Below are 18,025 nucleotides of genomic sequence, written 5' to 3'. Positions count from 1 at the left end.
ATCACGGATCATGCTCTGGTACACGCTCCTCCTGGCGGCCGTCGCCGCGGAACGCCTCGTCGAACTCGTCGTGGCGCGACGCAACGCGGCCTGGACCCTGGCCCGTCTCGGGGTCGAGTACGGCAGCGGTCACTACCCGGTCATGGTGGCCCTGCACACGGCTCTGCTCGCGAGCTGCCTGACCGAGGCCTGGCTGGCCCACCGGCCGTTCCTGCCCGTACTCGGCTGGACCATGGTGGCCGTCGTCGTCCTGGCCCAGGCGCTGCGCTGGTGGTGTGTCACGACCCTGGGCCCGTACTGGAACACGCGGGTCATCGTGGTCCCCGGCGCCCGTCTCGTGCGGGCCGGGCCGTACCGCTTCGCGCGCCACCCGAACTACGTCGCGGTCGTGGCGGAGATCGCGGCGCTGCCCCTGGTGCACTCCGCGTGGCTGACCGCGACCGTCTTCACCGCGGCCAACGCGGCCCTGCTCGCCGTCCGCATCCGGTGTGAGAACACCGCCCTGGGGCGGGTGAGCGTGGCGTGAGCCGCACGCACGATCTGCTGATCGCGGGCGGCGGCCCCGCGGGGCTGGCCACCGCGCTGTACGCGGTGCGGGCGGGGTTGGACGTCGTCCTGGCGGAGCCGCGAGGCCTGCCCGTCGACAAGGCCTGCGGAGAGGGGCTGATGCCTGGGGCGGTCAGGGAACTGCGCGCGCTGGGACTGGACGTGCCAGGCCGGCCGATCGTCGGCATCCGCTACCGGCAGGGCCCTCACCACGCCCAGGCGGAGTTCCGGCACGGCCCCGGCCTCGGAGTGCGGCGCACCGTCCTGCACGCCGCCCTGCACGCGGCCGTCGTCGCCGCCGGAGTCCCTGTCCTGCCGGTACGCGTGCGGGACGTGTGTCAGGACGCCGCTGGCGTCTCCGACAGTGCCACGGGTGTGCGCGCCAGGTGGCTCGTCGCCGCGGACGGACTGCACTCGCCGGTGCGACGTTCGCTGGGGCTCGGCATGCCCGGCGAGGGCGTCCCGCGCTACGGGCTGCGCCGGCATTACGCCGTGGCGCCGCCTTCCTCGTACGTCGAGGTCCATTGGGGTCCCCACGGCGAGGCGTATGTGACCCCACTCGGGTCAGAGCTCCTGGGCGTCGCGCTCCTGACCTCACTGCGTGCGCCGTTCGACGAACAGCTGGCCGGCTTCCCCGAGCTCGCGGCCGCTCTGCCCCGCCAGGCCGCGGTCGGCGCCGTGCGTGGTGCGGGTCCCCTCCGCCAGAAGGTCCGCTCGCGCGTCCAAGGGCGGGTCCTGCTGGTGGGCGATGCCGCCGGCTACATCGATGCGCTGACCGGCGAGGGCGTCTCACTGGCTCTCGCCGGTGCCAGGGTCCTGGTCGATCAGCTGCGTCGCGGCTCACCCGGCGCGTATGAGGCTGCATGGAAGCAGGCGACCCTCCGGCACCGGCTCCTGACCGACTGCTTGTTGCGAGCTCGGCAACGCCCCCGACTGGCAAACAAGATCGTGCCGACCGCGGCCCGGCTTCCCCGCGCCTTCGCCCTGGCGGTAAACGCCCTCGCCTGAGCGTCTTCCCCGCCGGCAGACCCTGTCCGTGTCCGTGTCCGTTCGGTGCGGGCTCGGTCAGGGGCGTCAGGAAGCCGCCACGGGTCCTGCGTTTCCAGGGCGTGTTTGACGGACCCGGAGAGCCCGTCGACCTGGGCCTCATCGCCAAGGGGTGCACGGAGGACGGCGGCTGGTGGGGCGGCATGCTCCCGGCCAACCTCAAGGACGACGACGGCAACCCGAAGTGCCCGGTCAGGATGGAGATCAACCACATCCCGGCCAAGGCCTGCTACGCGCACCTCGACGAGGAGGGCTTCATCAACGACGCCGGGATGGGACCGGCGATCCGCCTGGAGAAGGCCGACCACCGGGACATGTCCTCGACCGAAAGTTCCAGGCGATGCTGGAGCGCCGAGGTTGGACGATCGACGACGACATACTGAAATGATCCAACCCACCAGAAAGGCCCCCTCATGGAGTTCGTCCTCGATCCGCCCCGCGGCGTGGCTCCCGTCCGGCTGGGAATGACGCTCGACGAAACGGTCGCCGCGGTCTCGGCGTGGGGCGCGCCACGGGTGTACCCGGCCGACGCGGTGCGCGACTTCGACCTGGTCTCCACCGAGTACGACGGCATCGGCTTCCAGGCAGCCCTCGAACGCGACCACCAGGTCACCGCCGTCACGATCTGGGGACCGGACGAGGACGAGAACCCGGACGTCCAGGTTCTGCTGGACGCCCTGGACTTCTTCCGCACCCCCGCCGACGAGATCCTCGCCCACGCCACCCGCAAGGGCTGGCAGGTCAACAACGACGACCTACGAGCCCCCTACATCCCCGCTGTCACCCTGGCTTTCACCCGGGACACCTCCCAGGACGTGCCGAGGGACGAGAACGGCCTGCCGGTTTACTTCACCTCCGTGCTCGTGGCCGACGAGAAGTACCGGGCCAACTGACAGCGGTCAGGTGTCTGCCTCCCCGGTGATCAGTGAGAGGGACCCGCGTGGTCCGTCGACAACTGAGGATCTACGGACGCTGCGACTGCGTGCGCTGTCGGGCGGGGCCTCATGGTTCGACCGCCAGCCCGTTACCCCCGCTCGCCTCCGGGCGCTGCGGAGCTTCTCGAACACCGCCTTCGGAGTGGCGGCGGACCCCTTTGCCTCCTCCAGCTCGTGCCACTCCTGGTGCAGGGGCGCGCGATGGGCGGTTCGATTGTCGTCAGGCCTCTGCGGCCGCGCGCCGGATCGCGTCGAGCGTGCGCGCCACATCGTCGTCGGTGGTCGACCAGTTGCTCACCGAGATCCGCATGACGCGTCTGCCGTGCCAGGTGGAGCCGCTGATCCACGCGGTGCCGTCGTCGAGCAGCCGGGCGAGTACCCGGTCGGTGCGTCCGTCGCTGCCGAACTCGGCGCAGACCTGCGTGAACGCGACCTCGTTGAGAACGGTCGCGCCGTCGATCTCGGCGATGCCGGCGGCGAACGCGGAGGCGTGGCGACACAGCCGCTCGACGAGGTCGGAGACGCCTGATCGGCCGAGGGACCTGAGGGCGGCCCACACGGTGAACGCTCTGCCGCGCCGCGAGAGTTCGGGCACCTTGTCGATGGGGTCGCCGTGCTCGTGCTGGATGAGGTAGTCGCCGCGCTGGCCCATCGCCGCCCGGACCGCGGACGCGTCGCGCACGATCGCGAGTCCGCAGTCGTAGGGGACGTTCAACGTCTTGTGGGCGTCCGTCGCCCAGGAGTCCGCGTCCGCGCAGCCCGCCGTCAGGTGGGCGCAGCGCGGTGAGGCGGCTGCCCACAGTCCGAACGCGCCGTCGACATGGACCCAGGCGTCTGCCTCGCGCGCCGCATGGATGCTCGCGGCGAAGGGATCGAAAGCGCCGGAATGGATGTCGCCGGCCTGGAGGATCACGATCGTGGGGCTCTGTCCGTCGGCCGTCAGCGCCTTCCGCAGGGCCTCGGGCTCGATGCGTCCTTGATCGTCCGCCGCCACCAGGTCGGGCCGACCGAGCCCGAGGTAGCGCAGGGCCAGGTCGATGGCCATGTGCCGGGACTCGCCGGCGACGACACGCACGTGCGGGCCACCTGTGAGGCCGTCGCGGGCGACGTTCCAGCCGGTGCGCCGCAGCACCGTGTCCCGCCCGGCGGCGAGGCACGTGAAGTTCGCCATCGTCGCACCCGTGGTGAAGCCTACGGAGCTGTCCCTCGGCAGGCCGAGCAGATCGAGCAACCATGCGCCGGCGATCTCCTCCGCCGCCGCGTACGCGGGCGAGACGGTGCGCATCACACAATTCTGGTCCCAGGCGCTGACCAACCAGTCAGCAGCCAGTGCGGCCGGCTCGGTGCCGCCGACCACGAACCCGTAGAAGCGGCCGCTGGGGAACGCGGTGAGCCCCGGCTCACAGGCCGTGGCCAGCAGGTCGACGACGTCGGCGGGCGTGCTGGGGCCGGCAGGCAGTTCGGCGCCGAGCGCGCTTACGATCTCGTCGACCGAGGCGCGGGCGGGAATCCGGCGGTCGGGCAGGCTCGCCAGCCACCGGACAGCATGGTCGTACGCCTGTCGGAGCGCCGCCTCACGCGCGTCCATACCTCGGACTATGCGACCGTCGCCGCCGTCCCGCAAGCCGACCGGGGGCGGGGCCCCTCGTGAGATCCGGAGGGAGGGGCCGGATGCCTTCCGGCTGCCGTGTAGCCCCGGACGGGTCGACGGACTCGCCCCGGAGCCCGACGTTGCGTCCGATGGATTGGATGGGGCGGGGCGGGAGGCAGGATGACGTGGGCGGACCGGTTGCGGGGCATCCGGAGCGGGGCCGAGAGCCGCTATCCCGTTCTCACGGAACTGACGAGCAGGCTGATGAGCGGGAACCTTCTGGACGCGTGCACCCGGCTCGCCGCCCAGGCGTTCCTCCCCGCTGTGCCGCTGTTCTTCGCCCTGGCGGCCTTCGCCCCGCTCGGCGTACGCGATCAACTGCACGAATCCCTGCGCGCCATGTTCGGCCTGACCGGGCCGTCCGACCAGCAGCTCCAACAGGTCCTGGACCGGTCCGCCTCCGACGAGTCCCGAGAGACCACCGGAATCGTCGGCCCGCTTGTGGCGTTGGTGTCGGCCACCCGTTTCAGCCGCGCCATGGCCCGCGTGTGCGAGCGGGCCTGGGGGCTCCCCAAGGCCATATCCAGGATCGCGGCCCGGCGGTGGGCGGTGTGGTTGCCGGCTCTGTTCCTGGTGGTGCTGATCCAGGCGCCGTTCCGGGACGGCTTCGGGGCCGACGCGCGGCTGGGCGTCCCGGTGTTCTTCAGGTCCGCTACGGTGAGTGACCATCCTGAGTGCCTATCGTCAGGCCGGCAGTCAGTCAGAGCGGGCCCACCCTCGTTCGCCACCCAGCACGAGATCCTCCGGTGCTGGTTCGGTGCTGACTTCGGAGGGTCAATGGGGCAAAAACAGCAGGTCGTAGCTCTGATCCGATGAGTTGTCGTACCACTCGATGGTGGTGCCGATGAGACTGGCGGCGACGATCTTCTTGAGGGAGTTGGGTGGCGTCGGGGAGGGTGTTGCGGCGGCCATGTGCACCACTTCCAGGCAGGTACGGGGACGTTTCGGTGTCGCCACACCGTAGGAAGTCGCAGGTCAGGGTCGTATGTGGTGGGACACCATAGTTCGACGCCCCCGCATGCACCCAACCGCCATGGCCCTGCATCATGGCCCCGCTAATCCCGGCGGAGCAGTCAAATGCGTGCCTGTCCGTGTTGCGTCGATCGGGGATGGTATGACGCCACCGTGCTGACTCCCGTGCTGGTTTCGTGCTGACTGAAACCCCATGTCAGCACCCGTGCTCACCTGCTGGTGGGCCGGTTCGCCGCCGTCCGGCCGCTCCTGAGGCGCCTGGTCGAGGTGTTCGACTTCGGCTGGACGGCTCGTGGCGCTGCCTCGTGCTCTGCGCGCCGCACCTGGAGGAGGGGGCGGTGGAGTGGAAGGCGTACACGAGCATCGGCCGACCCTGGTCCGTACGGGGCGCCGACACCGCCCACCACTGCTCGCGGCGGGCGTCCTCGGCCACCTGGTGCTCCAGGTTCCGGAATCCCGCTCGGTGACGTACTGGCCGTGGCAGAAGGCAGCGCGGTGCTACGGGCGGCGGTACGGGCGCGTGGCCGTGCGATGAAGGGCTTCGACCTTCAGCTACCGACGAGTTCACCTATACCGACTGAAAATCATCTCTAACCTGCTGTCCATGGCTGAGGACTTAACGAACAGCAACTCACCAGACTCCGTCCCCACCACCGGCGACGGCGACACCCCGTCGCCCACCACCGGCGACGGCGACACCCCGTCGCCCACCACCGGCGACGGCGACACCCCGTCCAGTGAGACACAGGCAATTCCCGCCTCGGTCCTCGCCGTCGGCGGGGCACTCATAGCCCTCCTCACGCTGATCGTCGCTGGCGCCACCCTGTACCTGACGTTCCGGAGTGACGACAGGGAGACAGCAGAAGCGCAGGACCGGGTGCAGGACCGGGTGGAGGACCGGGAGCGTCTGTACGCGAACGAAGTCGGCTTCTACCGGACAGGGGACCAGGCGGCGGTCGCGAACGGCAGCACGCACTTCATGCCCATGCGTCTCGTGCTCCCCTCGAAGCAGGTGTGGTGGGATCTGCAAGGACCAGAGCCTTGCAAGCAAGTCTGGATTCCCTATGACTCGCTGATTTCCGAGATGCACGAGAAACTCCCCAACCTGTCCCTTTCCGAGTCCGACCTGGCGGACCTCCAACTCAGGTTCCAAGACCCTGCAGGGCGTGCCTGGTCCATCGACCGTACAGGCGCCATATCGGCTACCAAGTGGACGACATCCACGGGAAAGGAAGGTACGCAGCTTGATCGCTCTGACCTGCTTGTCTACCCGAACGAGCCTTGGATGACGGACGCCCAGGTCTCGCCAGGATGCGGCCCCGCGTGACGCCCGGGCAAACCTCACCGGCGCCCACCTGGGCGGGGCGGCCCCCCAATGTCCGGGGGGCCTCCGGCTCGTTTAAGAGGTGAGTTCTCGGTGGGGTGGAGGACGAGACCACAGAGGCCGCAGTCGACATCGTCGCCGTCATCCCCGAGCCCGCGCCCACCTCGCCGGGCAGTGCCACGTCCCCTCAGCGGCTGAATTCGACGGTGGCATCGCTGGGCCTTCGGCGGCTGAGCTCACCTTCGTGGTCGTGGGAACGGGAAGGTTCAGTTTGTGGCGCCGGTCGCCCTGGCGAACCGTGGCACGGGTCTCGCCTGTTGTGGCGGCCGTCCAGCGTGCGTACGCCGAGGCCCCGTAGGCTCGCTGCCGCGCCGCGCATAAGTGGCCGCAGGCGACGTATGGGCCCGGCCTTGTAGGCCTGGGCGCACGGCACCCGCCCAGCGAGCGTCGCTGGGCGGGTGCCGTGGGGATACAGAGGCTCAGGCGGGGGTGATGTTCTCCGCCTGGGGGCCCTTCTGGCCCTGGGTGACGTCGAAGTTCACCTTCTGGCCTTCCTGGAGCTCACGGAAGCCGGAGCTGGCGATGTTGGAGTAGTGGGCGAAGACGTCGGGGCCGCCGCCGTCCTGCTCGATGAAGCCGAAGCCCTTTTCCGAGTTGAACCACTTGACGGTTCCGCTGGCCATTGTGCCCTCCAAGGGGACTAGAAGTCGGTTCCCGCACCGTGCGGGAACCGGAGGTGATCGCCCTGGTCCTCAGAGACTGTGAACAGCAGAGTCGCCCGTGAGCGTACGCACGGGCGACCGGTACTTCGGAACCACGACAGCTACCCCAGACGTTACACCGGCAGCCGCCCCTACCGATGGACCGACGGAACACTCACGTGAGCAGGGGCTCAACGATGCGCGCCGGCGTGGGGTGGAGGGCGCCTCGTGAGGAGGGCGGACCTGGAGCGCTGCGGTGTCGGCAGGCAGTGTGGCAGCAGCCGTGGCCATGAGGGTGTCCGCCCAGCGCGCGTGGGCCGACAGCGACATCCAGTGCCGGGTTGGCTCCGACAGGGGCACGCGCACCTGGGTGGCGCGCCGGTGCGGAGCCTCGCCCTCCGGAGCTGCTCAGGCCGCCGACGTGATCGCGGGGGAGACCCTCACGGCGTCGGCCGTCGCCCGGACCTGGCGAATCCTGGCCTCCGGCTTGCGGCGGGGGCTCGGTTCGGATGCGGTAGTCCCGACGCTAGGAGCCGCTGGACTCCGGTTCGTGGAGGGTGATCGCCCCGGAGGGGCAGGCACCGGTGGCCATCCGTGCGGCCGCGCGGTGGGCGGCTCGGTGTGCAGCAGGATCACGAGGCCGTCATCGGGGTCCTGGTCGAAGGCCTCGGGTGCGGTCATCGCGCACATTCCGGCGCCGATGCACCGCTCACGGTCGACGCTCAGGCGCGCCGTGCTCATGCCTTGTCCCAGGTGACCGGGAGGCTCTGCAACCCGAAGTTGTCCGCGGTCTCAGGGCGCAGACTGACTACTCCGGCCGGGACGGCCAGGCGCAGAGTGGGGAAGCGGTCGACCAGCGCGCGGAACGCGACGCGCATCTCGACGCGGGCCAGCTGCTGGCCGAGGCACTGGTGGATGCCGTGGCTGAAGGCCAGGTGGCCGCCGGCCTGCCCTCTGGAGGTCGAGCACGTGGGGGTCGGCGAAGCGCTCGGGGTCGCGGTTGGCGGTGTTGTACGACAGGACGACTGTCGTGCCGGCCCTGATGGTCCGACCGCCCACCTCGACGTCTTCCAGCGCCGTCCTGTGGAAGGTCTTTGCGACGCTCAGATACCGCAGAAGCTCCTCCACCGCCCCGTCGGTGAGCGCGGGATCGGCGCGCAGCGCGGCCAGTTGCTCGGGATTCTGAAGCAGCGCGAAGGTGCCGAGGGCCAGCATGTTCGCGGTGGTGTCGAATCCGGCCGCCAAAAGGATCAGGCTGATCCCCTTGAGCTCCTCGTCGGTGGGGTTCGCGCGCTTGGCCGCCACCAGCTGCGCGAGGTACTCCTGGTTCGCCGTGTACGCCGCGATCAGCTCCTCGTCGCTCACCTCCCCGCCCATGAAGGCGTCGATCTGTTCCTGGAAGGAGGCCCGGTCCTCGTACGGCACCCCCAATATCTCGCAGATCACGATCATGGGGATGGGCTTGGCGAACGCGGTCACCAGGTCCGCGGATGTGTCGGACTGCTCCATAGCGTCCAGGCGTTCGGCGGTGATCTGCTCGATGCGCTCGGTGAGTTGTCGCATCCGCCGTACGGTGAACCTGCCCACCAGGGGCTTCCGGTAGCGACTGTGCTGGGGCTCGTCCATGAGGAGGAACTCGCCGGGCGGCGGGGGAGGAAGCTCGAAGTCGTGCGCTCGACCCCTGAGTTCGTCAGTAGGTTCCTTGGGGGGCCTGGCTTGGGCCGTGGCCGTGTTGCGCGGTCGCTCGCGTCCGCTCCGTGTTCGATCGCTGCCCACCTCCACTACTCGGTGGTACCGTATAGCAGTACTCGGTACTACGCAGTACCGCTAGGCCGAGGAGGGCTCGCGATGGATGACCTGACGGAGATGCTGAAGGGCACGCTCGAAGGGTGCGTGCTCGAAATCATCGGCGGCGAGGAAACCTATGGGTACGCCATCACCCGTCAGCTGAACGAGCTCGGCTTCGCCGACGTCGTCGAGGGGACGGTGTACACGATCTTGTTGCGGCTGGAGAGGAACGGGCTCGTCCAGGTGACGAAGCGACCGTCCGGCGTCGGTCCGCCGCGCAAGTTCTACGCGCTCAACGACGCCGGGCGCGAGGAACTCGCGAAGTTCTGGGCGAAGTGGCAGTACGTCTCATCACGCATCGACAGGCTCAAGGAGGGCGGGAGATGAACTTCTGGGAGACCGTCACGGGCAGTGATCTCACCAGGGAATGGAAGGCGTTCGAAGCCCGGGCCGCGGTCCTGCCGGACGACCACAGGGCGGCGTGGGAACAGATCAAGGGCCACCTCGTCCCCCACGGAGACTTCACCGGCCGCAACCTGATGCCGATCCTCGACGCCGCCCTGGGGCTGCTCGAAGAGGCGGCGGCGGACGGGCAGGGCATCCACGAGGTCCTCGGCGGCGACATCCGAGGCTTTTGCACGGCGCTGGCCGGTGGAGCGGGCGCTCGCACCTATCGCGACCGGTGGCGCGAGCAGTTGAACAGGAACGTCGCAAGGAAACTGAGCCGGCTGGGAGGCTGACGTGGGCATCCAGGACATCATCGAGGGCAAGAAGCAGTGGCGAGCGCACAAGGCTCGGGTCAAGGCGCTCCCGGCGGACTACCGGATCGTCTACAAGGAGATGGAGAAGTACTTCTTCAAGGTCGGACCGGTCGACCTTCCTGACGGTCCCCTGCTCCCCGGGATCGTCGACTTCTTCGAGGAGGGTGTCGCCTCGGGCAAGGGGGTCTTGCAGCTCATCGGCGACGATGTCGCCGCGTTCTGCGACGACCTGATCAAGGACTCGCGCACGTACGCGGACGTCTACCAGGAGTCCCTCAGCAGGGAAGCCGGCACGGCCGAGAAGTAGTACCCCCCGCCGCATGCCCGCTCAACCGGACACCTGGGTCACCGTCCTCGTACTGGAGGCGGAGTCCGAGCATCTGTGGCAGAGGCTGCTCCCGAACCATGGAGTGGGGGCGTCGCCACACGGTGCGTCGGGGCACCGGCGCCGTGATCTGCCGGTTCTTTCCGCTTCTTGGGCCGAGGCAGGGAATCAGCCGACGTGGACGCGCGGGCGGCGGTTCCGGTCGGACTCCGCTTCCCGCAGGACCTCGCGGGTGACCGGGGCGACCTCGCCCTGGCCGAGGAGGAAGAAGCGGAGGAAGTTGGCGAAGGGGTTGCCCTCGGTCCACTCGAAGTAGATGTGCGGGCTCACGCCGGTGAGGTCCCGGGCGTGGAGCAGGAGCGCGGCCAGCGCGTTCGGGATGGAAGAGGACTCGACGGTGAGAACGCGGTAGCGGTCGTGCATGACCTCGCCGCGTACGGTCAGGCCCGCCTCGAACTCGGAGGGGTCGGTGACCGTGACCTCGACGAAGACGAAGTCCTCCGTGGTGGGCAGATCGTTGTCGGCACGGATCTGCTCGATCTTGTCGCGGTACTCGGCGACGTCCCGGTTGTCGGGCTCGTTGGCGATGAAGCGCGGGGTACGGCGGGAGATGTCCTGGATGAAGCGCTCGGCCATCTCGTCGAGCTCGATGTGGGTGACGCGCAGCTCGAAGGCCCGGCCGAGCCGGGAGAGGAGCGAGATGAGGACGATGCCGGCGATGAAGCAGGCGCCGATCTTCACGCCGTCGGGGCGCTCGAAGATGTTGACGACGGTGGTGTAGAGGAACACGACGGAGATGACGCCGAAGCCGACCGTCCAGCCGCGCTGCCCGGCCTTGCGCGCGGCGATCGTCACCGCGATGGCGGCCGAGCAGATCAGGACGAGGACACCGGTGGCGTACGCGCCGCCCTGGGCGTCGACGTCGGCGTCGAAGATCCATGTCACCAGGAAGGCGACCAGGGTGAAGACGATGACCATGGGGCGGACGGCGCGGGCCCAGTGCGGGGCCATGCCGTACTTCGGCAGATAGCGCGGCATCAGATTGAGGAGCCCCGCCATCGCGGAGGCACCGGCGAACCACAGGATGAGGATGGTCGACACGTCGTAGACGGTGCCGAAGGTGTTGCCGAGGTACTCGTGGGCGAGGTAGGCGAGCGCACGGCCGTTGGCCTGGCCGCCGGACTCGAACTCCTCGTGCGGGATGAGGACGGTGGTGATGAAGCTCGTGGAGATCAGGAACACGCTCATGATGAGCGCGGCCGTCGTCAGGAGCTTCTTGGTGTCACGGATCCGGCCGGCGGGCTTGGCCTCCGTGTCGCCGGGGTCGCCCTTGACGTGTGGCATGACGGCGACGCCGGTCTCGAAGCCCGAGAGGCCGAGGGCGAGCTTGGGGAAGACGAGCAGCGCGACACCGATCATCGCGAAGACATTGCCGTGCTCGGCGGTCAGTGCGGCGGTCCAGTCGGTGACGACGTGGCCCTCGGTGAGGACGTGCCACAGGCCCGTGACCACGACGACCACGTTGAGCGCGAGGTAGATGCCGACCAGCGCTACGGCGACGCCGATCGCCTCCAGGAAGCCCTTGAGGAACACCGCGCCGAGCAGCGCGATGAGGATCATCGTGATCACGACCTGCTTGTCGTGCAGGGCCGACTCCAGGTGGGGGTTCTCCACCAGGTGGGTGGAGGCGTCCGCCGCCGAGAGGGTGATCGTGATGAGGAAGTCGGTCGCCGCGAAGCCCAGCAACGTAAGGACGAAGAGCTTGCCCTTCCAGAACGACAGCAGGCGCGACAGCATCGCGATCGAGCCCTCACCGTGCGGGCTCTCCTCTGCCACCCGCCGGTAGACGGGCAGTGCGCCCGCGAGGGTCACGATCACCAGCACGATGGTGGCGACGGGGGAGAGGAGCCCGGCCGCCAGGGCAGCGATGCCGGGCTGGTACCCGAGGGTCGAGAAGTAGTCGACACCCGTGAGACACATGACGCGCCACCACGGCTGGCCCTTGTGCCCGGCGTCGGGAGCCGACTCCACGGGGCGGGAGGGCTTGCCCTTTCCCATGTCGGAGAGGCCTTCCAGCATCCACGCGCGCAGTCGTCCGGTGTGCGCGTCCGGGGTGGTGGCCATGGGGGTGCTCCTGAGCTGCTGGATGAGGGGTTCCGCCCATCGTGCGGGCGGGCCGGGCCAGCGTAAGCAACGCGTCAACGACCGATCAGGGCGGGCGCGTCAGGAAAGCGTCAAGATGCACCGGTCGGGCTCATCCGCGGGCTGACCGATCGAGGGTCGGCGATTGCGGTACCGGGATGCGCCGGGCGTGTTTCCAGCGGGAACCGAGCAGTAGCTCTTGGTGGCGGGCCCCGGAGGCGACGCTATGGGCGGTAGACGAGCTCGATCAGAACAGCCGCGATGAGGAGCCAGGCTCCTGTGCCGAGTATCCACATGGCGTCGAAGAGGACGCCCAGGACGCAGACGGGCAGAGCCGCGACGGCGAGCGACAGCGACATGCGTCGCATGCGGTTGTCGGCGGGCGACCGCTCGCTGATCGGGTTCATGGGACGACCGTAGACCCGCGGGCGCCCATGGGTCCTGTGCGCTCGCGTCAAGAAGGTGTGAAGAGAACGCGGCCGGGCGCCAAGAAGCCGCCAGGAACGCTGGGGAGCGCGTCGGCCAGGGCACACCCTGAGCGGACCTGAGCACGAAGGAGAACCCCCGCATGTCCGCTCTGACCACCGAGAACGGTGCCGCGTCCACCGTCGAAGAGCCCCCGGACACCGGCGCGCGCCACAAGCTGACGGCCGTCACCGGGCTTGCCGCGCTCTCGCTCGACGCGATGGCCTCGGTGGCGTACGGCCCCGAGGCCATCGTCCTGGTCCTCGCGGCGGCCGGCGGATACGGGCTCGGCTTCACGCTCCCGGTCACGCTGGCCATCGCGGGCCTGCTGGCCGTCCTCGTGGCCTCGTACCGGCAGGTCATCGCCGCGTTCCCCGACGGCGGCGGATCGTACGCGGTCGCCAAGACGCACCTCGGTCGCCGCACCAGCCTGGTCGCGGCGGGTTCGCTCGTCCTCGACTACGTCCTGAACGTCGCCGTGGCCGTCACGGCCGGCGTCGCCGCCCTGACCTCGGCGTTCCCCGAGCTGTACGGCGACCGGCTATGGATCTGCCTGGCGGTCCTCGTGCTCATCACGGGCGTGAACCTGCGCGGGATCGTCGACTCGGCCCGTGCGTTCATCGCTCCGACCGCCGTCTTCATCGGCGCGATCCTGGTCATGATCGCCGTCGGTCTCTTCCGCGACGGCCCGGTCTCCACGACCGCGTCCGCCGGCCACGCGTCCGTCCTCGCCGACAACGCCACCACCGTCGGCGCCCTGCTCCTGCTGAAGGCCTTCGCCTCGGGCTGCTCGGCTCTCACCGGTGTCGAGGCGATCGCCAATGCCGTGCCGTCGTTCCGTGCCCCGGCGGCCCGCCGGGCGATGCGTGCGGAGGTCGCGCTCGGCGCGCTGCTCGGTGTGATGCTGATCGGCCTGTCCGTTCTGATCTCCCGCTTCGGTCTCCAGCCGGTCGAGGGCGTCACGGTCCTCGCTCAGCTCGCCGACGCCTCCCTCGGCCACAACTGGGCCTTCTACGTCGTCCAGTTCGCCACCATGGTGCTGCTGGCGCTCTCCGCGAACACCTCCTTCGGCGGCCTTCCCGTCCTGCTGAAGCTCCTGGCCCGCGACAACTACCTGCCGCACGTCTTCGGCCTGAAGGCCGACCGCCAGGTCCACCGCCACGGTGTCGTCTGGCTCGCCGTCGTCTCGGCCGGACTGCTCGTCTTCTCCGGCGGCGACACGAACACGCTCGTCCCGCTCTTCGCGATCGGCGTCTTCATCGGCTTCACGATCGCCCAGACCGGCATGGTCCTGCACTGGAACCGCGAGCGTGGACCCAAGTGGGCGGCGAAAGCCCTGCTCAATGGTCTCGGCGCCGTCCTCACCGGGGTCTCCGCGGTCGTCGTCACGGCCACCAAGTTCCATGACGGAGCCTGGCTGATCGTGATCGCGCTGCCGGTCCTCGTCCTCGCCTTCGAGGCCGTGCACCGGGCGTACGGGAGGATCGGCGAGCGTCTCGGCGTCGGCCGGATCCCCGAACCCCCGCACCGCGAGCGCTCCCTCGTCCTCGTCCCGGTCTCGTCCCTGACCCGCCTCACCAGCGAGGCCCTCACGGCCGCCGTCTCCCTCGGTGACGAGGTCAGGGCCGTGACGGTGTGCCACCCCGACCCCGAGGACCGTGAGGCCACTGAGGCGTTGGAACGCGACTGGGCCCTGTGGAACCCGGGTGTGCCTCTCGTACGGCTCCCCTCGGAGCGCCGCTCGCTCGGCCGGCCCATCACCGCGTACGTACGCGACCTGGAGTCGACCGAACCGGACACCCGGGTCACCGTCCTCGTCGCCGAGGCCGAACCCGAGCACCTGTGGCAGCGCGCCCTGCAGAACCAGCGCGGTGCCGTCGTCGCCCACGCCGTCCGCCGCGACACGAACGCCGTCGTCTGCCGGCTCCGCTTCCGCTGCTGACCACCTCTCCCCCTGACGGCATCTGCTCTGACCACCTCTGCCCCTGACCGTTTCCGCAGGTGACCGTCAGAGATCCGTCAAGGACCCCTCCGCCCGGTGCCGTCTACGCCGCACCGGGCGGAGGCTTGACGTGTCGGGGGACAGCGGGGGGCCGGATCCTGCGAGGTGGATCATGAGGGTTCCGCTTCGGGACGTGGCTGCCGTCGCCGCCGGAGTCCTGGCACCGTTCGCCGCCGCTCTGGTGCTGATGCCGCTGCGGACGTCCGTCACGCACACCAATCTCGCGCTGCTGCTGGTCGTCGTGGTCGTCGCCGTTTCGGCGTTCGGCAATCGGTTCGCCGGCGCGCTCGCCGCACTGTCGGCCGCCGCATGGTTCGACTTCTTCCACACCGAGCCGTACGGGAGCTTCCACATCGAGGACCGGGCGGACGTCGAGACCGCTGTCCTGCTCCTGGCCGTAGGCCTGATCGTCTCCCAGCTGGCCGCGCACGCCCGGACGATGAGGCAGGCGGCGGTCATCGACGCCACGCACCTGGAGCGGCTGCACGGCACGACCCGCCTGGCCCGGGCCGGCACGTCCTCCACCGACGACGTCGTCCGACGCGTGCGGCACGAACTCGTCGCGGTGCTGGAGCTGAGGGCATGCCGCTTCGAGTACGGCACGCTCATCGGGCGTCCGCCGCGGCTGGACCCGGACGGGACGGTGAAGGTGGACGGCTGGATCTGGGACCTGGAGCGGCAGGGCTGGCCGGAGGGCGAGACCGAACTGCGCGCCATCGTCCTCGGCCGGTACCAGGGACGCTTCCTGCTGACCCCGGAACCCGGCTCCGCGCCGCCGCCGTTGGAGGCACGCCTGGTCGCCGCCGACCTGGCCGCTCAGGCCGCTGCCGCGCTGGACGAAGACAGGGTCAGCGCAGGCCCGAGACCGTGAAGACCGAGTGGGTCGTGTCCCTGTCGACACGGTGGGCGAGCCGGTCGAGGTCGCGCACCCCTTCCCGGAGGGTTCCGTTCGTGCGGGAGGCCCGCGCGTCGGCCTCAAGGAGCAGCCACAGGGAGGGGTTGGCGAGGAGAACGCGCAGTTGGATCTGGGCCCGGCTCCCGTCGGTGTCGGTGAGCACGAGACGCTGTTCGATCCCTTCAGGCCAGCGGACGGCCGACAGCCGGTCGGTGTACACGGTCCTCCGGCTCCACAGGCCCTGGACGGTCACCCGGCCCGGTGACGCGACGACCCTGTCGGGCAGCAGGATCGCGAAGAGCACGACGGAGAGCACGATCCACAGCATCGTGCTCGGCAGGGCCAGCCCCTGGTTTCCGGCATCCACGGCCAGCGACAGGGCCAGCAGGAGGCCGGCGCAGCCGACGGCGGCCCGGGCCTCGCCGGCCCATTCGGTGTGGTGAACGGTGCGGTCACCGGGCTCTGGCAGCGGGACGAATCGTGGCTCCATGGAACGGACGCTAGAACCGGAGCGGGCAGCTGCCGGTCTCTCTTGACGGGGTACCTATGCCGCCTCGGACAACCTTGACGCGCGGCTGACGGGTCCGGCGACGTGGTGGACGTATTCGTGGGTCAGACGGAATCCGGCCGTCCAGGCGAGGAGGCGGCTGGGGCGGTTGTCGCGGGAGCAGCACCAGCTGGCGCGGTGGCCGCGCGCCGAGATGTCGGCGGTCAGCCCCGAGACGCAGGCCAGGGCGAGGTGCTGACGACGCTCGTCGGGCGCGGTGGCGCAGGCGACGTCCTCGTATCGGCTGCCGAGGAACCGGGTGCAGGCGAGGGCCACCGCGCGGCCCCTGCGGAAGGCGGCCCAGGCAACGCCGGACGAGGCCAGGGCGACGGGGCCACCCCAGCTGCCGTGGATCCAGGCCATGGAGGGGTCCAGCGCAGCGAGTGCCGGGGCATCCTCGGGGGTGACGCGGCGTACGGTCACACCACGCGGTACGTGGGGCGCGACGGCCTTGGCGCTGTGGACGTAGAGCATGCGTTCCCATGTGACGAGCTGCTCGAAGGCCGCGCCGAGGGCGGGCAGGAAGCGGTCAGCCGTCTCGATGCAGTGCCCGGCGAGCGGGGCCAGCTCCGTCGGGGTCACGGCGGTGGGGTCGCCGGCAAGGAGGACGTGATCGCCGCACGAGACCGCCACCACACGCGGAAGGTCGGCCCGTTCGGTCCACCACTGTCCGTGGCCGGTGGCGACGACGTGCTCGGCGAGAGCCGCGGTGCCGGGAGCACCGGACGGGAACGCCCGGGCGGAGGCAGGCGGTTGGTCGGACGGGTGCGGGATCACGGGATCTCCAGGTGGGAAGGGGAACGGGGGCGGCCTGCGGGCACGGGCCGCCCCCGTGGGTCAGCGCTGTCCGGCCTTGCGGCCGTGGTTCGCCTTCTTCTTGCGGCGGTCCCGCCGCTTCCGTGCACGCTTCGACATGACGAGGGCTCCCTTCAGGACTTCAGGACTTCGGGCCTCAGGCGCTCTGGCCGACGAGGAGGTCGGCGAGCTTGGTGAGGCGCTTGACGGTGCGCTCCTCGGAGGCGGCGGGTGCGGGGGCGACGCGGTGTTCGCGGTCGTAGTAGGCGCCGTTGACGATCTCGACGGCCGGGTCGCAGAGCCGTACGACGTGCGCGGCGCCCTCGGCCGGAGCGACGCCCTCGTGGGCGTAAAGAGGGAGCAGGCTGGTGGTGCAGATGCCGGGGTGGACGGAGACGGCGGTGACGCGCGGGTCGGCGGCGAACACGGTCAGGGCGAGCTGTGACTGGGCGTAGGCGGCGAGGCGCGAGTAGCGGCGGACTCGGTTGGGGTCGTTCCACTGGATGGAGCCGGTGCGGTGCAGGGAGGACGAGACGTTGACCACCCGGCCTCCCGTGCCGCCGGTGAGCGCGGGCTCCAGGAGGTGGGTGAGCAGGTAGTGGGCGAGGAAGTTGACCTGGAAGGCGATCTCGTTGCCGTCGGCCGTCATGGTGTGCCGCTCGGGCGCGGCCATGCCCGCGTTGTTGACGAGGACGTCGAGGCGCGGGTGCTCGGCGAGGACCCGGGTCGCGAGGTGCTCGACCTCCTCCAGTCGTGTGAAGTCCGCGCCGAGCGCGCACAGACGGGACCCGTCGATGTCGGCGAGGGTGATGAGCCGGTCGGTGGCGGCGTGCGCCTCCTCGGCGGTGCGTCCGTGGACGAGGACGGTGGCTCCGCGCTCGGCGAGGAGCCGGGCGGTCTGGTAGCCGATGCCGGAGGTGGCGCCGGTGACCAGGACGGTGCGGGAGGAAAGGTCGGATACGGACATGACGGGTCAGTCCCTCAGGAGTGAAAGGTGTGTACGGGTACGAAGAAGGGGCGCCGGACAAGGGATGTCACGACGCCCCGGGGTGAAGCGGAGCTACGTCAGCGGTGGGCGGACGTCTCCGGACAGCGGGGCTCACGACGGGGCGCCCGATGGGGCGGCCGG

At 69.9% G+C, this 18,025-nt stretch carries 19 protein-coding genes and 2 pseudogenes; 12 read left to right on the top strand and 9 right to left on the bottom strand.

Going from position 1 to position 18,025, the window contains the following annotated elements; genetic code table 11:
• Positions 1–10 precede the first annotated feature (10 nt).
• The 4 genes from OG514_RS36515 (at position 11) to OG514_RS36500 (ending at position 2,486) form a co-directional block, all read left to right on the top strand.
• Complete coding sequence (locus OG514_RS36515) at positions 11–526, top strand: isoprenylcysteine carboxyl methyltransferase family protein (protein ID WP_266902196.1); 516 nt, start codon at positions 11–13, stop codon at positions 524–526.
• A complete protein-coding gene (locus tag OG514_RS36510; RefSeq protein ID WP_266902194.1) occupies positions 523–1,554 on the top strand; it encodes an NAD(P)/FAD-dependent oxidoreductase in 1,032 nt (343 codons plus the stop codon). The genes OG514_RS36515 and OG514_RS36510 overlap by 4 nt, the downstream gene beginning before the upstream one ends.
• Before the next feature lie 101 nt (positions 1,555–1,655).
• Positions 1,656–1,976 (top strand): hypothetical protein, encoded by a 321-nt coding sequence (locus tag OG514_RS36505; RefSeq protein ID WP_266902192.1) that lies wholly within the window; start codon positions 1,656–1,658, stop codon positions 1,974–1,976.
• Between the two features lie 30 nt (positions 1,977–2,006).
• Positions 2,007–2,486 carry a hypothetical protein gene (locus OG514_RS36500; protein ID WP_266902190.1) on the top strand — a complete coding sequence of 160 codons (480 nt, stop codon included), beginning with the start codon at positions 2,007–2,009 and terminating at the stop codon, positions 2,484–2,486.
• A 262-nt stretch (positions 2,487–2,748) separates the two neighbouring features.
• Here the strand turns inward: OG514_RS36500 and OG514_RS36495 are convergent, their stop codons facing one another.
• Positions 2,749–4,116: a pyridoxal-dependent decarboxylase gene (locus tag OG514_RS36495; protein ID WP_266902188.1), complete on the bottom strand. Its 1,368-nt coding sequence runs from the start codon at positions 4,114–4,116 to the stop codon at positions 2,749–2,751.
• Positions 4,117–4,299: 183 nt separating this feature from the next.
• Here OG514_RS36495 and OG514_RS36490 point away from each other — a divergent pair, with 183 nt between their 5' ends.
• The 3 genes from OG514_RS36490 (at position 4,300) to OG514_RS36480 (ending at position 6,478) form a co-directional block, all read left to right on the top strand.
• Entirely contained in the window at positions 4,300–4,995 is a 696-nt protein-coding gene (locus OG514_RS36490; RefSeq protein WP_266902186.1) for a hypothetical protein, read from the top strand.
• 499 nt (positions 4,996–5,494) lie between these two features.
• Positions 5,495–5,686 carry a hypothetical protein gene (locus tag OG514_RS36485; RefSeq protein WP_266902184.1) on the top strand — a complete coding sequence of 64 codons (192 nt, stop codon included), beginning with the start codon at positions 5,495–5,497 and terminating at the stop codon, positions 5,684–5,686.
• Between the two features lie 69 nt (positions 5,687–5,755).
• Positions 5,756–6,478, top strand: a complete 723-nt coding sequence (locus tag OG514_RS36480) for a hypothetical protein (protein WP_266902182.1) — start codon at positions 5,756–5,758, stop codon at positions 6,476–6,478.
• A gap of 476 nt (positions 6,479–6,954) precedes the next feature.
• Here OG514_RS36480 and OG514_RS36475 read toward each other — a convergent pair whose 3' ends face one another.
• The 3 genes and pseudogenes from OG514_RS36475 to OG514_RS36465 all read right to left on the bottom strand — a co-directional run.
• A complete protein-coding gene (locus tag OG514_RS36475; protein ID WP_010982331.1) occupies positions 6,955–7,158 on the bottom strand; it encodes a cold-shock protein in 204 nt (67 codons plus the stop codon).
• 544 nt (positions 7,159–7,702) lie between these two features.
• A pseudogene (locus tag OG514_RS36470) lies at positions 7,703–7,917 on the bottom strand (ferredoxin).
• A pseudogene (locus OG514_RS36465) lies at positions 7,914–8,844 on the bottom strand (cytochrome P450); the annotation flags it as partial. The pseudogenes OG514_RS36470 and OG514_RS36465, both read right to left, overlap by 4 nt.
• Positions 8,845–9,024: 180 nt before the next feature.
• Here OG514_RS36465 and OG514_RS36460 point away from each other — a divergent pair.
• From OG514_RS36460 to OG514_RS36450, 3 genes are read left to right on the top strand one after another with little or no spacing between them, the layout of a single operon-like run.
• On the top strand, positions 9,025–9,351 hold the full coding sequence (locus OG514_RS36460) for a PadR family transcriptional regulator (protein WP_099280359.1): 327 nt from the start codon (positions 9,025–9,027) through the stop codon (positions 9,349–9,351).
• The gene (locus tag OG514_RS36455) at positions 9,348–9,704 is read left to right on the top strand and encodes a DUF1048 domain-containing protein (RefSeq protein ID WP_266902179.1); all 357 of its coding nucleotides are present in this window, start codon (positions 9,348–9,350) and stop codon (positions 9,702–9,704) included. Before OG514_RS36460 ends, OG514_RS36455 begins: the two co-directional genes overlap by 4 nt.
• A gap of 1 nt (position 9,705) precedes the next feature.
• A complete protein-coding gene (locus tag OG514_RS36450; RefSeq protein ID WP_266902177.1) occupies positions 9,706–10,032 on the top strand; it encodes a DUF1048 domain-containing protein in 327 nt (108 codons plus the stop codon).
• A 186-nt stretch (positions 10,033–10,218) separates the two neighbouring features.
• On the opposite strand, the gene OG514_RS36445 is transcribed toward OG514_RS36450, so the two are convergent.
• On the bottom strand, positions 10,219–12,174 hold the full coding sequence (locus OG514_RS36445) for an APC family permease (protein ID WP_266902175.1): 1,956 nt from the start codon (positions 12,172–12,174) through the stop codon (positions 10,219–10,221).
• A 242-nt stretch (positions 12,175–12,416) separates the two neighbouring features.
• The gene (locus OG514_RS36440) at positions 12,417–12,599 is read right to left on the bottom strand and encodes a hypothetical protein (RefSeq protein ID WP_266902173.1); all 183 of its coding nucleotides are present in this window, start codon (positions 12,597–12,599) and stop codon (positions 12,417–12,419) included.
• Between the two features lie 161 nt (positions 12,600–12,760).
• Between OG514_RS36440 and OG514_RS36435 the strand changes: the two genes are divergently transcribed.
• Together OG514_RS36435 and OG514_RS36430 are read left to right on the top strand one after the other, a co-directional pair.
• Positions 12,761–14,599, top strand: coding sequence for an APC family permease (locus OG514_RS36435; protein ID WP_266902172.1), 1,839 nt, complete (start codon positions 12,761–12,763; stop codon positions 14,597–14,599).
• Between the two features lie 172 nt (positions 14,600–14,771).
• Positions 14,772–15,530 carry a DUF4118 domain-containing protein gene (locus OG514_RS36430; RefSeq protein WP_266902171.1) on the top strand — a complete coding sequence of 253 codons (759 nt, stop codon included), beginning with the start codon at positions 14,772–14,774 and terminating at the stop codon, positions 15,528–15,530.
• Here OG514_RS36430 and OG514_RS36425 read toward each other — a convergent pair.
• From OG514_RS36425 to OG514_RS36415, 3 genes are all read right to left on the bottom strand, one after another.
• Positions 15,508–16,044, bottom strand: a complete 537-nt coding sequence (locus OG514_RS36425) for a hypothetical protein (RefSeq protein WP_266902170.1) — start codon at positions 16,042–16,044, stop codon at positions 15,508–15,510. The genes OG514_RS36430 and OG514_RS36425 overlap by 23 nt on opposite strands.
• A gap of 54 nt (positions 16,045–16,098) precedes the next feature.
• The gene (locus OG514_RS36420; RefSeq protein WP_266902169.1) at positions 16,099–16,878 is read right to left on the bottom strand and encodes a GNAT family N-acetyltransferase; all 780 of its coding nucleotides are present in this window, start codon (positions 16,876–16,878) and stop codon (positions 16,099–16,101) included.
• A gap of 175 nt (positions 16,879–17,053) precedes the next feature.
• Entirely contained in the window at positions 17,054–17,863 is an 810-nt protein-coding gene (locus OG514_RS36415; RefSeq protein WP_266902167.1) for an SDR family NAD(P)-dependent oxidoreductase, read from the bottom strand.
• Between the last annotated feature and the right edge of the window lie 162 nt (positions 17,864–18,025).

Origin of the sequence: Streptomyces sp. NBC_00572 (genome assembly GCF_026341815.1) — a bacterium.
Classification (GTDB): Bacteria; Actinomycetota; Actinomycetes; order Streptomycetales; family Streptomycetaceae; genus Streptomyces.
This window is presented reverse-complemented; position numbering and strand designations above follow the sequence as displayed.

Coding starts and splice junctions, on each gene's coding strand:
- OG514_RS36515 (WP_266902196.1), top strand. CDS start 11: ATGCTCTGGTACACGCTCCTCCTGGCGGCCGTCGCCGCGGAACGCCTC.
- OG514_RS36500 (WP_266902190.1), top strand. CDS start 2,007: ATGGAGTTCGTCCTCGATCCGCCCCGCGGCGTGGCTCCCGTCCGGCTG.
- OG514_RS36495 (WP_266902188.1), bottom strand. CDS start 4,116: ATGGACGCGCGTGAGGCGGCGCTCCGACAGGCGTACGACCATGCTGTC.
- OG514_RS36490 (WP_266902186.1), top strand. CDS start 4,300: ATGACGTGGGCGGACCGGTTGCGGGGCATCCGGAGCGGGGCCGAGAGC.
- OG514_RS36480 (WP_266902182.1), top strand. CDS start 5,756: ATGGCTGAGGACTTAACGAACAGCAACTCACCAGACTCCGTCCCCACC.
- OG514_RS36475 (WP_010982331.1), bottom strand. CDS start 7,158: ATGGCCAGCGGAACCGTCAAGTGGTTCAACTCGGAAAAGGGCTTCGGC.
- OG514_RS36460 (WP_099280359.1), top strand. CDS start 9,025: ATGGATGACCTGACGGAGATGCTGAAGGGCACGCTCGAAGGGTGCGTG.
- OG514_RS36455 (WP_266902179.1), top strand. CDS start 9,348: ATGAACTTCTGGGAGACCGTCACGGGCAGTGATCTCACCAGGGAATGG.
- OG514_RS36445 (WP_266902175.1), bottom strand. CDS start 12,174: ATGGCCACCACCCCGGACGCGCACACCGGACGACTGCGCGCGTGGATG.
- OG514_RS36440 (WP_266902173.1), bottom strand. CDS start 12,599: ATGAACCCGATCAGCGAGCGGTCGCCCGCCGACAACCGCATGCGACGC.
- OG514_RS36435 (WP_266902172.1), top strand. CDS start 12,761: ATGTCCGCTCTGACCACCGAGAACGGTGCCGCGTCCACCGTCGAAGAG.
- OG514_RS36430 (WP_266902171.1), top strand. CDS start 14,772: ATGAGGGTTCCGCTTCGGGACGTGGCTGCCGTCGCCGCCGGAGTCCTG.
- OG514_RS36425 (WP_266902170.1), bottom strand. CDS start 16,044: ATGGAGCCACGATTCGTCCCGCTGCCAGAGCCCGGTGACCGCACCGTT.
- OG514_RS36415 (WP_266902167.1), bottom strand. CDS start 17,863: ATGTCCGTATCCGACCTTTCCTCCCGCACCGTCCTGGTCACCGGCGCC.